We start from the raw sequence: 14,874 nt of genomic DNA, 5'->3' as shown, positions 1-14,874 counted from the left end.
TAGAGATATGAATTTAAAATAATGGTGGGTACCCATGACGGGATTTTCCATCTCTATGGACTTAGCACCAAAGAAGTCACAGTCTGAAACAGCAAGTGCTCAAACGAGTACGAGCGAGCAGCGCCTGCGTTTTTTCATGCAGGACGTGACGGGTCGTGCCCTAGTGATGATGGAAAATGCAACCCAAGGTCACAATGGGATTGCGATGGATTTGGTACAGGAAGCATTTATTTCCTTACATAAATCTTATGCAGATAAATCCACTGAAGAATGGTATCCACTGTTCTATACAATTTTAAATAACAAATTACAAGATTGGCGACGCAAAGAAGCACGACGCGCTTCTCCATTTTCGTTATTTCGAAAAATTGATTTAGATTCTGATGATGAAGAAGCTATGGAAATTGTGGATGAATCCACACCTAATCCACTTCAATTTCTAGATCAAGATGTCACCGTTGAGGAAATTCAAGAAGCCATTAGCCGCCTCCCTGTACGCCAGCAACAAGCATTTATGTTACGTGCTTGGGAAGGATTTGATACACAAACCACTGCATCTATTATGAACTGTACAGAAGGTAGTGTAAAAACTCATTATCACAGAGCTATTCAAGGACTAAGAACTTCGCTCTCACATTTAAATCCGTATGGAGGTTCATCACATGAATAATGATGATTTCACCAAACAAGTGACGGCAAAACTGGATGAAGCTGCACGTCATCACCGCAATAAAGCAGTGGTGATGAACAATGTGCTTGACCATATCCAAGATAAACAAACCTCACGTTTTGGTCACTGGAAAATGACTGGTTTTGCGCTTGCAGCGGCAATTACTGGTTTTGTTGTGATTCCCAATGCTTTTGATATATCACCAGAATCACAAACCCCACAACAAGTGGTGATTAGTCCTAAACTTTCACCTCAAATGATGGAAGATTTAGACATGTTATCGGTATTTGGTGAGGATAAAAATTCTCATGGCAGCTAGAAAATTAGCTTTGGCATTTTGTGCTATTGGTTTTCTACAAACAAGTTTTGCTGGATTTGAACGTTTTTGGATTTTTTCTAAAGATGCGAACAGTCAAGTCAATGAAACATGGGATGCCCTTTCTGAGGATGAGCAAAAGGCACTGATTAAGCGTTATCAAAATTTAAAAGAAATTCCGACTGATCAAAGTGCAGCACTGCAACAACGCATGGATTGGTTTACTCAGCTTCCTGAACAAGAAAAGCAAAAAATGCGTGAAGTCTGGCAGCAAATGAGCACCGCTGAACGCAACGAAATGCGTAAAAAAATGCAAAAAGCGTCAACATCTGATGAGCGTAATGAAATTCGTGAACAATATATGGTGAAATATCAACAGAATATCACGAGTTCACACTAAGCATATTTTTAAATTTCATTCATTGCCAGTTATTTAACTGGCTTTTTATCATTAAACTCAGCATCTTCAAACTCAACATCGTCAAAATCTAAACACAGCATTACTGACAATTCTCCCCTCTCATGATTTTAAAATTAAAATGCTGAATTTCTAATTTTCAGACATAAAAAACCTGCACAAGGCAGGTTTTTCATCACTTAAATTCGAAACCGAATTACAAGCTATAATACATATCAAATTCAACTGGGTGAGTCGTCGTATTTAAACGACGTACATCTTCAGTTTTAAGCTCGATGTATGCATCCAACATTTCTTTTGTGAATACGCCACCTTTAAGAAGGAACTCATGATCCGCTTCAAGTGCTTCAAGCGCCATATCTAGGCTATGCGCAACTGTTGGGATTTTAGCTTCTTCTTCAGGAGGAAGATCATATAAGTTTTTATCAGCTGCTTCACCTGGGTGGATTTTGTTTTGAATACCATCAAGACCAGCCATCAATAATGCCGCAAAACCTAAGTATGGGTTCATCATTGGATCTGGGAAACGCGCTTCAATACGTTTACCTTTAGGGCTAGAAACGTATGGAATACGAATCGAAGCAGAACGGTTACGTGCAGAATAAGCAAGCATAATTGGCGCTTCGAAGTGAGGAACCAAACGCTTATACGAGTTAGTAGAAGGGTTTGTGATCGCATTCAATGCACGTGCATGCTTGATGATACCACCGATGAAGTAAAGCGCCATTTCTGAAAGACCAGCGTATTCATCACCAGCAAACAAGTTCTTGCCATCTTTAGAGATAGACATATGAACGTGCATACCTGAACCGTTATCACCAACCATAGGCTTAGGCATAAACGTCGCTGTTTTCGCATATTGATGCGCAACGTTCCAAACAGCATATTTGAACTGTTGAACTTCGTCAGCTTTACGAACCATCGTATTGAAGCTTACACCAATTTCTAATTGGCAAGATGCAACTTCATGATGGTGCACTTCTACACGACCAGGGCCCATGATGTCTTCGATACGTGCACACATTTCAGCACGCATATCTTGTGAAGAATCTACTGGAGGAACTGGGAAATAACCACCTTTAACACGAGGACGGTGACCAGAGTTACCTGCTTCATAGTCTTTACCTGTAGACCAAGCAGCTTCTTCAGCGATTAATGTATGGCGAGCGCCAGACATATCGATGTCCCATTTAACTTCGTCAAAAACAAAGAATTCTGGTTCTGGACCAAAGAATGCAGTGTCACCAATACCTGTTGATTTTAGGTATTCTTCCGCACGACGAGCAATCGAACGTGGATCACGGTCATAGCCTTGACCAGTAGATGGTTCAATAACATCACAAGTAACGACGATGGTTGCTTCAGCAAAGAACGGGTCAAGAAAAGCAGTTTCAGGATCTGGACGTAAAATCATGTCAGATGCTTCAATGCCTTTCCAACCAGCAATTGAAGAACCATCAAACATTTTACCATCTTCAAAAGTATCTTCATCGATAGTGTCTGATGGGTAGCTTACGTGCTGCTCTTTACCCTTAGTATCAGTAAAGCGAAAATCGACCCATTTTGCGCCACTTTCTTGTATGAGTTGAAGGACCTTGTTCGCCATGCTCATTTTGCTCCAATGAATTTTTGTTGCACTTGTGAAGTGCGTGTTAGTAGTTGGTATTTATATAGCAAGTAGCATACCAACTTTTAAAATAATTGCTAAAATATTGAATTTCTTATCAGAAAATAAGCTTAGCAACAATTAAATTCCATCTATTATACTGAGTGCAAATAGAATTGCACCATATTCAAACACACTTCTCGTTTTAAAATTATTACGCACAATTTTAACGCACTATTTTTGTGCAAACTGAATAAAATGTTTTATCTTGGTGCTTATATTACGCTAACAACACTTTTTATCGACTATTTTTTAAGATGATGGCAATTTTTTATTTCAAAAGCATTAAAATAAGGCGTATTCAGTATGTATACGCCTTTAACATTGTTCTATACAGCCTTTAATAAAGTAATTTGATTTTATAATTTACGATCTCCTATATCGACAATTAGCCAAATTCGACTTCGGCTCTTGCAATAAGTGCTTCAACCATGATCAATACATCATCTTTTTTTCTGGCGTCTACTGCAAAAATTGGCATGGTCAATTGATTTAACTGCATCCAATCTTTATACGGTTTTAATAGGTGCTGCGGATTTTCATCTATATGGGTCACACCGACCACAATATTGTTGAGATGTTCTTTAAAACTTTGAAAATAAAATTTTAAATCTTCAAGTGCATCTTTTTGCGTATGGTCAATCAACACCACCGCGCCGATTGCACCTTTACATATCACTGACCAAACAAAATCAAAGCGATCCTGCCCTGGCGTACCATATAATCCAACAATAACGCCTTCATCTAATTTGATTTCACCATAGTCAATCCCGACAGTGGTCAATGCCTTACTGTGCGCTTGCTCATCTGTATTTTGTGCTTCTGTAGATAAGACTGAAATTTCAGATAATGATTTGATTGCTTCTGTTTTACCAGCACCCATTTTACCGCCAAAAACAATTTTATACTTTTGTAAGATCACATCATCACCTATTTTTTAAACTTATCACTGCATCATATAAACTGGATATAGATTTGCTTATCGTGTCAGTTTAAACAAACTTGATTTAAGGGTTAATTTTTACAAGCCTTATTTGATTTGTATGTTTTTAGACACTTAAAGCCCTAATTTTTTCCTTAACTTACCAAAAAACCCACGTAAAATGCCTGAAGATTGTTTTTCCTCAGTATGCAGTTTTGCATCTTCAAGCGCTATTTTTTTTAGTGAATTGGTCAACACACCAATTGAAACAAATTTAGCGACTTGTTCTTTGCTATAGCCTGTTTTCTGAGCCACTTGGGAAACACTTGCTCCCAATTCAAAACACGCTGCAATTTTAAAAACCATTTGCCGTTCATTTTGATGATTCGGTTGTGGCCAATCTAGCAGTTTATAACAATCGTTAGAACTGATTGGAATATTGACATCATCTGAATACCACAATAAATTCCACACCCAAGATCTAAGTTCTATACCTTGAAAAGTACTCACAGACTGTGCCATTTGCATAGTTGCATAAGTAAAATTTAAAGAAACATCCGTCCCTTGTACTTTTCGTAGCGGATCTATCCAAACTTGTTGTGTGCGAATATTAACTAATGCGATGTTGCCTTTTGAGTCGAATACTTGAACATTGCCATTTCGCTCATTAAAAAGCTCAGGAACCACCTTGGTTAAATCGGCTTTTTTAGAAATCTGATTGACAATATTGACGGTTTTATCACTGACAGGTACATGTAAATAGCGATCTTTAAACCATTTTCGAATTTCATCTGAGGGTGAAAAAGGTAAATATAATTTATCTCCTTCTATTTGCCCTGATTTTTCATTCTTATTGACCAGACGTAAATAAGGGACTTTTTTGACACCGACCAAATTTTGAATTGTTGGTGAACTAAAAAACATATCATTCACAAGAAGAATATCTAAATGAGGGTCAGCAATATTCGCCCAACTTACTTGAAGTGAGTCATCATACATAGATCGTATTTTCTGCTTAATTGCATCGAGCACATTTAAACTCAAACCGAATATAGCGATTTTTATTTCTTCTTTCATTTAGCCCCCATGGCCCCATATAGAGTGTGAACAGTTTATCATTTTTATTTAGAAATAAAATACAAAACACTATATTTGCTGTAAAAATTTTGTACAAATTTAATATACTATTAAGCGTATAAAATACAAGAATAGTTATTAAAAAAAATCTCAAGTAAAATTTAACCCAGATAACACAAATAAAATATGTTATTAAATTTCAACTATTTAATTTAAAATCAAGCTAAGCAAGTGATATTTTAGCTGAGTAATAATGCCAATCAATTTTAATAAAACTAAATGTTTTATTAAAAAATATTAATAACATTTGTATATTAATATCGATAACATGAATAAATTTGTTTTCATTTGATCAATTAATCTTATATTGCTATGCATCCCAATTGATTTTTTTAGCGTGTATCGGTTTGCATCGCTTATTAAATAAGTAATATAAAATGTTTTAAAAATAAATTAGTGATTCAGTTTTCGAGTATTCACTGTGGCACAAAAATTTAAGACGAGCTGAGAATGACAACCTAGTTTTAGGAACTGTAGAGGGTGGATGGTAAGATGGTATAAAGGAAATCAATATATAGATATCGTACCTGAAAATAGAATTGTTCCATTTGGGAAAGAGGATATTACGAATAATGACTAACGAGATTAGAAAAATTAACTTTAAGGTTATAAAAAATGATGGCTTGTGTGCAGGGCTTTGTATGCAAATTATTCCCTTAAGCATTGAAAATAATAGGAATTATTTAAATTCTATTGTTATTGGCGAAACTGCTTTTTCTTTAATCAAAAGGTTTTTTTTTGAAGGTGAAGATAAATGGGCACATTGGAGAGATATTTATCTTGATTCAAAAAAGGTTGAAGTGATAATTGCGAGACTAGAAGCTTATAGAATGTATTTGGATACTAAAACAGCAATAAATGAAAATGACAATATCCAATTCATTTTTAATGAAAGTAAGTTAAATTTTATTGAAAACTTTGAATCATATAAAAATGATGCTATTGAAATGATGGATCAAATTGTTATTTTTCTAAAAAATATTTTAGAAAATAAAGTAGATGGAATAACTGTGATAGGCGTATGACGTTGTTGACTTCGAATAAAAATAGAGTGTACTAGCTTATATCTGCTCTAACGCTCACCTCTCCATCCAATGAAGAATTACAAAGAAACGAACAGCACCTTTATGTTAATCAAAAACGACTTTGTTTTAAATAATCTCATCTTTGCTTGACGTTCTCTGATATAACCACTATCTCCTTGCTATTATTGATCCTTATTAAGTTGCTTTGCTCGTAACCATAGCCGATTTTCGAAGTCAAAATATTTAAGTTTTGCTTGCCGGAATTTCCATCTAGATCACAGAGATGTGTAAATTTTTCATTACTCATAAATTGGGTCCAAAAAACCCACCGGATGAACTGCATCCCGAAAGTTGGACAATTTTGGACTAACTTGGAGGATACATTGCTCTGAGCTTGTTATAATTATTCTTGGAATTATTAAATATAAACACCATTTTTAAAGCAAATGTTAGCAGACCTAATTTTATGAAAAAAATATTACTAACTCTGAGTATTCTCCTATCCTGTTTTAGTCTTTCACTTGAGTCAAGTTTTGCTCAGAATGAAAGCACAGCTAAAATATCGAAATCCGAAAAACAAGATTTAATTGATGATTGGGTTGATTATAAATTAATTGAATACCAAATGGATGCATATTTAAATCAACAAAAAAATCCTAATATTGATCCAAATGATCAGAGTGTTGAAGCTTATTCTGAACAAATTAAGCAAAATTTTAAGCAGTATTTTCAGCAATACAAAATCAGCTATCAACAACTAAAGTCACGTACTTCTGAAATGCATGACCTCATTCAACTACAATTACAATATCTTGATCTCACTAAAGATCTAATGTTTAATCCAAAATATGAAGATACACAGCAAAGCCCAAATCAAGAAAAACAAGTGGCGCTTAAGCAATATCAAGAACTAAATGAACAGATAAAAAAAGATGCTGCAAAGTTAGAATTGCAGATGTTAAAGTATCAAAAAAGTTTGAGATAGTTTTTTCACTCAATACATTGTATTTTCATTGATTTTAAAAGTGCCCTAGTAAATTGCACTACCAAAGCTAGGCACTATTTAGTCTAACTTTAAGTGTGTTTTTCTATGGTTAAATATTTTCAAAAATTGAAACTTAAAGTTATTCAGTATTTTTATCTAGTTTAGCTTCTTTTAGGTAAAGCTGGTGTATTTGGTTAATTTCCATTGATATCACCTATTAAAAGTTCTCTCGAAGGAGGTTTGAATTTAATAAAATGAGTAAAATTATTGTTCAAGTCAAAATTAATATAATTTGATCCTGATGAAAAATTTGGATCGAACAACCCTCATATCCTGTAGCTTTATAATCTTGTAATGAGGATGCTTTTTACTCTACGCTCATCATTCTTATGACCCGAGTATTATAAAAAATCAGAAAATAAAACAAAAAAACAATTAATTCGCGCCTCTTAAATCTTCAATACAACTCTTCTCTTTTTCTTCCTTGTTACGTGCATCAACAGGATTCTTAACGCATTTACAATAATCGTAATACTTTCTCTCATCCAGCTCTTTGGGTGGAGCTATGCCCTGACATTCCGTTAGTACTGTCCCTAGTCTATGAAATTCTTTGCTTTCTTTATTTTCTGAGGGAATACTAGGTTTATAGATAATTATGAGTAGTGACACTATTATTGCTAAGAAAAATATATATTTCATCCAATCAATAGCCTCCCTAACCCAAAATATGTAAATCTGTTTATAAAGCAAACTTTAATATTAAATCAAGACTTGCTTAGTTTAATCATCCTTCGCAGTTTGCCATTTGTAAGATTCAACACCTAAACTCAACTGCCGTTGCTTATTAATATTAGAGTTAATCTGCCCCCATTTGATCTGCAGCAACTAAGCACACCCGATATGCTGTAGCTTGTCTAAGCAATGCAAAAGCCAATGATTTTTAACTGAACTAACTACAAATCACTTGAAAAAATGTATGATCAATATATTGAAGACTGGGCGGATATGGTCAGAAAAAATTTTACTCTGAAATTAAGAAAGGAAATATCAAACAACCGAATCGAATTTCAGAAAAAGATGTGTTCAAGTATGAGTCCTATGTAAAGCAAAAAGTGGAAGAATTTAAACAAGAATCTGATATCATAGCCTGCACCTAGCAGGCTTTTTTTATTTTGTGCTGTAACTAGGTACTTTTTTCAAAACGGGGAACCTAACGGGTATCCAAAACCACTAAACAAAATAAATTGATAAATTTCTATAGGTTAGTATCAATATGCTTCTAATGATCGATAATTACGATAGCTTTACGTATAACATTGTCCAATATTTTGGCGAGTTAAACCAAGACGTTAAAGTTGTTCGCAATGATGCCGTGACCTTAGAGGATATCGAACGATGGCAACCAAAGTACTTAGTGATTGGTCCTGGTCCTTGCTCACCCTCTGAAGCAGGAATTTCTATCCCTGCAATTCAGCATTTTGCAGGAAAAATTCCAACACTCGGTGTGTGCCTAGGTCACCAAGCGATTGGTCAGGCTTTTGGTGGCGAAATTGTGCGTGCCAAAACAGTGATGCATGGTCGTTTATCTGACATGTATCATAGTGACCAAGGGATCTTCAGCAACTTACCTTCTCCATTTTCAGCAACACGTTATCATTCACTCGTGATTGATCAAACCAGTGTGCCTGAATGTCTGGAAGTTACTTGCTGGACCAATGAAGCAGATGGTTCTATCGAAGAAATCATGGGTGTCAAACATAAGACATTGCCAATTGAAGGCGTGCAGTTCCATCCAGAATCCATTCTGAGTCAACATGGTCATCAGATCTTTAAAAACTTTTTAGAAATTTATGCTTAATATGCGTAGTACAAGATAATGAATATTCAACAAGCTTTAAATAACATCACTAAAAATATCGAACTCACTCAACATCAAATGGAGGAAGTGATGCGTACCATCATGCGTGGTGAAGCCACAGATGCCCAAATTGGTGCATTCATGATGGGACTTCGTTTAAAAGGTGAAAGTATTGACGAAATCACCGCTGCGGCACGTGTAATGCGTGAGTTTGCAATTAAAATTGATGTGGGGGATATCCCGCATTTAATTGATATTGTTGGCACAGGTGGTGATGGACAAAACCTATTTAACGTCTCTACTGCCTCTTCATTTGTTATTGCTGCAGCAGGTGCAACTATTGCAAAACATGGAAATCGTGGTGTTTCTTCTAAATCAGGCTCGTCTGATCTTTTAGAACAGGCCGGGATTAACCTTGATTTAAATATGCACCAGACAGAACGTTGCATCCGTGAAATGGGGGTTGGCTTCTTATTTGCCCCAAATCATCACAAAGCGATGAAATATGCGGCTGGACCACGTAAAGAATTAGGCTTCCGTAGTATTTTTAATCTCCTTGGCCCGCTTACGAATCCGGCTGGGGTACGTCGCTATGTGATTGGTGTATTTTCAACAGAATTGTGTCGTCCACTGGCCGAAGTTTTAAAACAACTGGGGGCTGAACATGTCATGGTGGTTCATTCTAAAGATGGATTAGATGAAATCAGTTTGGCTTCCTCGACTTATGTCGCTGAATTAAAAAATGGTGAAATCACGGAATGGATGATTCAACCAGAAGATGTAGATATTGAATCTCAAACCTTAACTGGTCTTTCTGTTGATAGTGCTGCTGAGAGCTTAGCATTAATCAAAGACGCGCTCGGTAAGAAGAAATCAGCAAAAGGTGAAAAAGCAGCCAGTATGCTGGCATTAAATGCAGGTGCTGGTATCTATGTTTCAGGTCTGACCAAGAGTTATAAACAAGGTGTCGCTTTAGCACATGATATTATCTATGGTGGGCAAGCTTTAGAAAAAATGGGCATTTTGTCTGAATTTACCAAAACACTCAAAGAGTATGAAGCTTAAGGATTAGAGGACGTTATCATGGTGGATATTGCCAATACAATGTTGGGTAAAATTGTTGATCGTAAATACGAAGAATTTGCTCAACGTTTAAAACAACGTAGTTTAAACGATGTTGAGGCGCTTGCCCAAGCTGCAACACCTGTGCGTGGTTTTGCAAAATCTTTATACAGTAAACGCCCAGGTGTGATTGCTGAAATTAAGAAAGCCTCACCATCAAAAGGGGTCATTCGTGAAAATTTTAACCCTGCTGAAATTGCTCAACAATACCAGCAAGCCGGTGCAGCCTGCTTATCTGTTTTAACAGATTTAGATTTCTTTCAAGGCGCTGATGAAAATATTCAGATCGCCCGTAGTCACTGTGAATTACCTGCGCTACGTAAAGATTTTTTGATTAATCCTTACGGCGTTATCGAAGCGCGTGCTTTACATGCCGACTGTATTTTATTGATTGTGGCTTGTTTGTCAGATCAACAACTTGAAGAAATGTCAAAGACCGCATTTGAGCAGAACCTTGATGTTTTGGTTGAAGTTCATGATGAAGCTGAACTGGAACGTGCATTGCAACTTTCAGAGCGTTGTTTACTGGGTGTGAATAACCGTAATTTAAAAACCTTTGATGTCGATTTAAGTACCTCATTGCGTTTGAAGAAGTTACTTCCACCATCACGTTTACTGATCACTGAAAGTGGTATTGCAACACCAGATGATGTGCGCATGATGCAAGAACACGATATTCATTCGTTCCTTGTGGGTGAAAGCTTTATGAAGCAACCACGCCCTGATCATGCATTTAATGCGTTGTTTGGTCTGCCTGAAACAGTGTAATTAAAAGTCAAAGGGTGAGTTCGCTCACCCTGTTTTCATATTTCCCCAATCACCCCTATAAATTTTTCAACTCCCAACATTCAAGTCACGATCAACGCAGATATAACTGTGTGAATTCAATTCAGTTCAAATTTGACAAGATTCAGACTATACTGAGCGCCTAATACCGTCCATTTACTGTTTTTTGCAATTATGAGTAAATCTGATTCCACATTCTCTAAATCACAGCTTGATTTATTAAAACAATTCAAAAAACAAATCACTCCTCCGCATTCTTCAAAAGTTGCAGTGCAACCTGAAAGTAAGAATGCACAAGTAACAGCACCTGAAGAGTTAGATGATGCTGATTTGTTTAAAACCGCACTCGGCGGTGTAACCAAACTCGATAACGGCAATATTGCCAAAATCGAGCGTAGTGATTTGCGCAAAAAACCAGATGCAAAAACCCTTGCCAAACGCGCGGCGGCTGAAGGCGCATTTGAAATTAATGATGCAGAATTGTCAGATACACAAGCGATTTTAAATCCTGTTGCAAGTCAGGCGGCTTTAAGCTATCGCATCGCAACACTACAACATAAAGTTTTTGAAGACTTAAAAGCTGGTAATCTACGCTGGTTTGAAGCTGTTGATTTACATGGTTGTACTGTTGAAGAAGCACGCTCTGCTGTATTGCAAATCATTCAAATGGCAAAAGATGAAAACCAAAATGTCATTAAAATTGTCCATGGCAAAGGTCCAGAAGCCATACTCAAAACTTATGTGAACGGCTGGCTTCGTCAACATCGTGATGTTTTAGCTTTTGTCAGTGCTCCTGAAAAACAAGGTGGCACAGGCGCAGTTTTGGTTTTACTGAAACGTGCTGAAAGAAATCCAAAATCAAATGGAAATCCATGATCATTTGTTTTAAATGATCAAAACTCTCTTAAGTGTCGGTTTATCTTGTAATTAGAAAATATTATTCATTTTTCTGATACAATGCCGTCCTTGTTCAAACCGTATAAGTGAACACGTTTTATGTCTATGCAGCAATCCTACGCAAATATTTTAACTGCCGTTGGCGAGGACTTAGACCGTCCTGGTCTGAAAGATACGCCTATGCGTGCGGCTAAAGCTTTTTCGTACTTGACGTCTGGCTATAGCAAAACGTTGGAAGAAGTGACCAATAATGCGGTCTTCCCTTCTGATAATGATGAAATGGTCTTGGTAAAGAATATCGAATTTTATTCGTTATGTGAGCATCATTTATTGCCTTTTCATGGTCGTGTACATATTGCCTATCTCCCTTCTGGCAATGTTTTAGGACTGTCTAAATTTGCCCGTATCACAGAAATGTTTGCTCGCCGTTTACAGATTCAAGAACAGTTGACCAAGCAAATTGCAGATGCAGTGGCTGAAGTTACCCAAGCACGTGGTGTTGCGGTGGTCATTGATTCAGCGCACATGTGTATGATGATGCGTGGTGTCAGCAAACAAGAATCGACCACACGTACCGTGTCATTTGTCGGTGATTTTAAAACAGATAAAGAAGCACGTCGTGAGTTTTTATCTGCCGTGCCTGAAGCACATTAAGACTGATCATTCAGTAAGCAATATAAATATCAAAGCCTCATTTTATTGAGGCTTTATTTTACGATAGGGTTTTACAATGTCTTTAATTTGGTTGGCAGGTCATGGTTTAACGCACAGTGAAACCACTATCGATTATCCTCGTGCTGAACGATTGGTTAAAGGAAATCCCAAACGACTTACACAAAGTTTGTATGAACATCCCAATATGAATTGTGGTATTTGGCAATGTGAGGTCGGTGCATGGGATATTCAATTTGCAGACAATAAACAAGAATTTTTTCAGGTGATTGAAGGTTCTGTACGTTTGCATGATAAAAACTCCTCATCATTTGTAGAAATTAAAGCTGGTGAAGCAGGAATTATCCCACCTTCATTTATCGGTACATTTGAAGTGCTTGAAGCAGTTAAAAAATATTTTGTTGTGGTTGAAGTTTAAGCCACTAAAACTTGTGACTTTTTTGATGATCGGCGCGTTCAAATATAAGCTTTTTTTATATTTTTTGCTTTCTTATAGCTTATATTTGTAAAACGCTCACTTACTGTCCACTTAAAACTATATGATTTAAATTATCTCAGCCTTATACCATTATTTTAAATGAAAAATTTACTGATCTTGATTTCAGCGTTAACTGCCACTAGCGCCTTTGCCGACAATCTAAATGCCAACGAATTAAAAGATGTGCAAAGTGTCACTAAATTATTTAAAAATAAAAATATCACCGCGATTTCAAACAACATTACCTACCCCTTACATCGTGAAGAACCCATCCCAAGTATTGCCAATGCAACCCAGATGAAACAACGCTTTAACCAAGTGTTTGATACTCAACTTATTCAAGAGATCGCCAACTCAAAACCATCACAATGGGAAAGTATGGGTTCGCGTGGTGTGATGCTCAATGGTGGCACACTATGGTTAGATGGTCATAAAATTAAAGCCATCAACTACAGTAGTGATGCTGAACAAAAATATAAAGCACAACTAATTTCACAACAAAAAAATCAATTACATTCATCAGTTAAAAATTTTAAAACACCTGAATTACAGTTTAAAACAGCCAAATTTCAAGTGCGTATAGATGCTATGCCCAATGGTAAATATCGTTATGCATCTTGGGGAACAAAACAGTCCCAAGCGACAAAACCTGATCTGATTTTAAATCAGGGTCGTGTTGAAATGGATGGTTCAGGCGGCAATCATCACTACATTTTTAACAGTGGTACATATCAATATGTAGTTTATCGTCATGTTTTAGGTGCAAGTGAAACACCAGATGTCACATTAGAAGTCACTCAAAAAGGCAAAAAGATCCTTTCTCAAGCAGGCAAATTATTTAAATAGTTTGTATCAATGATTGAGCTGAATCATTTTTCTCAAGTTTTTTCTAATTCATACAGATTTAAAGCGAGTCGAGCAAATCACCAGATGAACTGCTCGATAAGCTGTTCAAAATCATGTGCTGTGCGATATATCACAAACACACAGCCAATCCTTTAAGTATGATATTTGATTATTTTTTTTCAGCCAATTGATAAATCAATTGTTCCATTTGTTGCATGTATTGACGGTTCTCATGGTCCCACGGATGGAAGTTTGGACGGAAATAATCGATATAATTTCCCAATTGCTTTCTCAATACACCAATGCCGCCAAAGGTATAATGATAGGTCTTTTTCCAGCTGGATAAATCGCTTAACTTGCCTTCTCCTTTAACAATGGTCAAGAATACAGGAATCACTAAGCCCCAGAACACAATCGTTGCGATCACCAATCCAAAACTACGAACAGCATAGGCATAAGGACCATGCCCCATTGCAGTATTCCATACATCAAAAGCCACAGCTTTATGTTCTGTTTCTTCAAAAGCATGCCAACGCCAGATATTGGCATAATGTTCTTCAGCCCCTTCAAATAACTCAGGTGTCCGTAATACAGAATCTGCCAATAAAGCGGTAAAATGTTCTAATGCAATTGTTCCACTGAGCCAAAAATATGCAGGTAAATGCTGTTTAAGCAGACCAAAAATCTCTAAAACCAATGCTTCAAATTTTGGTGCAATCGGTGAGCGTGCAAATAAGGCTTGGTTATATTCTTCATGCTCACGTCCATGCATTGCTTCTTGACCAATAAAAGCCGTCACCGCTTTTTGTAATTCTGGGTCTTGGACTAAATCACGATGTGCCCTTACAGCATCAATAAAGAAGCGTTCGCCAATAGGCAAGACAATAGAAAACGTATTTAGCAATGCGGTAAAAATTGGACCTGCGGCGGTATGCCAATCTGCGATTCGCTCTGCAGGTAGATTAAATCTAACATCACGGCGAATAGGTAATGGCTCATGATACACACTCGATTTAATAAATTTTTTTAAAATGCCCATGGTTGATCCTGCCTCTGGCTGATTATCATTTTTTTAA

General features: G+C 36.6%; 17 protein-coding genes and 1 pseudogene. 12 read left to right on the top strand and 6 right to left on the bottom strand.

What is annotated here, in order from left to right:
- The first annotated feature begins 55 nt into the window (after positions 1–55).
- From L3V46_RS07370 to L3V46_RS07360, 3 genes are read left to right on the top strand one after another with little or no spacing between them, the layout of a single operon-like run.
- Positions 56–670, top strand: coding sequence for an RNA polymerase sigma factor (locus L3V46_RS07370; RefSeq protein WP_035371023.1), 615 nt, complete (start codon positions 56–58; stop codon positions 668–670).
- The gene (locus L3V46_RS07365; RefSeq protein ID WP_105714121.1) at positions 663–989 is read left to right on the top strand and encodes a hypothetical protein; all 327 of its coding nucleotides are present in this window, start codon (positions 663–665) and stop codon (positions 987–989) included. Before L3V46_RS07370 ends, L3V46_RS07365 begins: the two co-directional genes overlap by 8 nt.
- Positions 979–1,386 carry a DUF3106 domain-containing protein gene (locus L3V46_RS07360; protein ID WP_239045331.1) on the top strand — a complete coding sequence of 136 codons (408 nt, stop codon included), beginning with the start codon at positions 979–981 and terminating at the stop codon, positions 1,384–1,386. The genes L3V46_RS07365 and L3V46_RS07360 overlap by 11 nt, the downstream gene beginning before the upstream one ends.
- A gap of 214 nt (positions 1,387–1,600) precedes the next feature.
- Here L3V46_RS07360 and glnA read toward each other — a convergent pair whose 3' ends face one another.
- From glnA to L3V46_RS07345, 3 genes are all read right to left on the bottom strand, one after another.
- The gene (gene glnA, locus L3V46_RS07355) at positions 1,601–3,016 is read right to left on the bottom strand and encodes a type I glutamate--ammonia ligase (RefSeq protein WP_016539490.1); all 1,416 of its coding nucleotides are present in this window, start codon (positions 3,014–3,016) and stop codon (positions 1,601–1,603) included.
- A gap of 442 nt (positions 3,017–3,458) precedes the next feature.
- Positions 3,459–3,992 (bottom strand): ATP/GTP-binding protein, encoded by a 534-nt coding sequence (locus L3V46_RS07350; RefSeq protein WP_004724559.1) that lies wholly within the window; start codon positions 3,990–3,992, stop codon positions 3,459–3,461.
- A gap of 135 nt (positions 3,993–4,127) precedes the next feature.
- A complete protein-coding gene (locus L3V46_RS07345; RefSeq protein ID WP_034611755.1) occupies positions 4,128–5,069 on the bottom strand; it encodes a hypothetical protein in 942 nt (313 codons plus the stop codon).
- 632 nt (positions 5,070–5,701) lie between these two features.
- Between L3V46_RS07345 and L3V46_RS07340 the strand changes: the two genes are divergently transcribed.
- Complete coding sequence (locus L3V46_RS07340) at positions 5,702–6,154, top strand: hypothetical protein (protein WP_239045330.1); 453 nt, start codon at positions 5,702–5,704, stop codon at positions 6,152–6,154.
- Between the two features lie 46 nt (positions 6,155–6,200).
- Here the strand turns inward: L3V46_RS07340 and L3V46_RS22865 are convergent.
- Positions 6,201–6,461, bottom strand: a pseudogene (locus tag L3V46_RS22865) (phage tail protein); the annotation flags it as partial.
- Positions 6,462–6,620: 159 nt separating this feature from the next.
- Between L3V46_RS22865 and L3V46_RS07335 the strand changes: the two are divergent.
- The gene (locus L3V46_RS07335) at positions 6,621–7,139 is read left to right on the top strand and encodes a hypothetical protein (protein ID WP_239045329.1); all 519 of its coding nucleotides are present in this window, start codon (positions 6,621–6,623) and stop codon (positions 7,137–7,139) included.
- A gap of 435 nt (positions 7,140–7,574) precedes the next feature.
- Here the strand turns inward: L3V46_RS07335 and L3V46_RS07330 are convergent, their stop codons facing one another.
- Positions 7,575–7,838, bottom strand: a complete 264-nt coding sequence (locus L3V46_RS07330; protein ID WP_239045328.1) for a hypothetical protein — start codon at positions 7,836–7,838, stop codon at positions 7,575–7,577.
- A 574-nt stretch (positions 7,839–8,412) separates the two neighbouring features.
- Here L3V46_RS07330 and L3V46_RS07325 point away from each other — a divergent pair.
- From L3V46_RS07325 to L3V46_RS07295, 7 genes are all read left to right on the top strand, one after another.
- Positions 8,413–8,997, top strand: coding sequence for an aminodeoxychorismate/anthranilate synthase component II (locus tag L3V46_RS07325; RefSeq protein WP_239045327.1), 585 nt, complete (start codon positions 8,413–8,415; stop codon positions 8,995–8,997).
- Positions 8,998–9,015: 18 nt separating this feature from the next.
- Positions 9,016–10,062 (top strand): anthranilate phosphoribosyltransferase, encoded by a 1,047-nt coding sequence (gene trpD, locus L3V46_RS07320; RefSeq protein WP_239045326.1) that lies wholly within the window; start codon positions 9,016–9,018, stop codon positions 10,060–10,062.
- 18 nt (positions 10,063–10,080) lie between these two features.
- On the top strand, positions 10,081–10,887 hold the full coding sequence (gene trpC / locus L3V46_RS07315; protein WP_034611768.1) for an indole-3-glycerol phosphate synthase TrpC: 807 nt from the start codon (positions 10,081–10,083) through the stop codon (positions 10,885–10,887).
- Between the two features lie 192 nt (positions 10,888–11,079).
- Positions 11,080–11,781 carry a Smr/MutS family protein gene (locus L3V46_RS07310; protein WP_034611770.1) on the top strand — a complete coding sequence of 234 codons (702 nt, stop codon included), beginning with the start codon at positions 11,080–11,082 and terminating at the stop codon, positions 11,779–11,781.
- Positions 11,782–11,907: 126 nt separating this feature from the next.
- Complete coding sequence (folE, locus tag L3V46_RS07305) at positions 11,908–12,456, top strand: GTP cyclohydrolase I FolE (protein WP_171064926.1); 549 nt, start codon at positions 11,908–11,910, stop codon at positions 12,454–12,456.
- A 76-nt stretch (positions 12,457–12,532) separates the two neighbouring features.
- On the top strand, positions 12,533–12,892 hold the full coding sequence (locus L3V46_RS07300; protein WP_239045325.1) for a cupin domain-containing protein: 360 nt from the start codon (positions 12,533–12,535) through the stop codon (positions 12,890–12,892).
- A gap of 159 nt (positions 12,893–13,051) precedes the next feature.
- Positions 13,052–13,798, top strand: coding sequence for a hypothetical protein (locus L3V46_RS07295; protein WP_239045324.1), 747 nt, complete (start codon positions 13,052–13,054; stop codon positions 13,796–13,798).
- Positions 13,799–13,967: 169 nt separating this feature from the next.
- Here the strand turns inward: L3V46_RS07295 and L3V46_RS07290 are convergent, their stop codons facing one another.
- Entirely contained in the window at positions 13,968–14,837 is an 870-nt protein-coding gene (locus L3V46_RS07290) for a metal-dependent hydrolase (protein ID WP_239045323.1), read from the bottom strand.
- Positions 14,838–14,874 lie beyond the last annotated feature (37 nt).

Source organism: Acinetobacter sp. AG3, from assembly GCF_022343575.1.
GTDB classification, from domain to species: Bacteria; Pseudomonadota; Gammaproteobacteria; order Pseudomonadales; family Moraxellaceae; genus Acinetobacter; species Acinetobacter guillouiae.
This window is presented reverse-complemented; position numbering and strand designations above follow the sequence as displayed.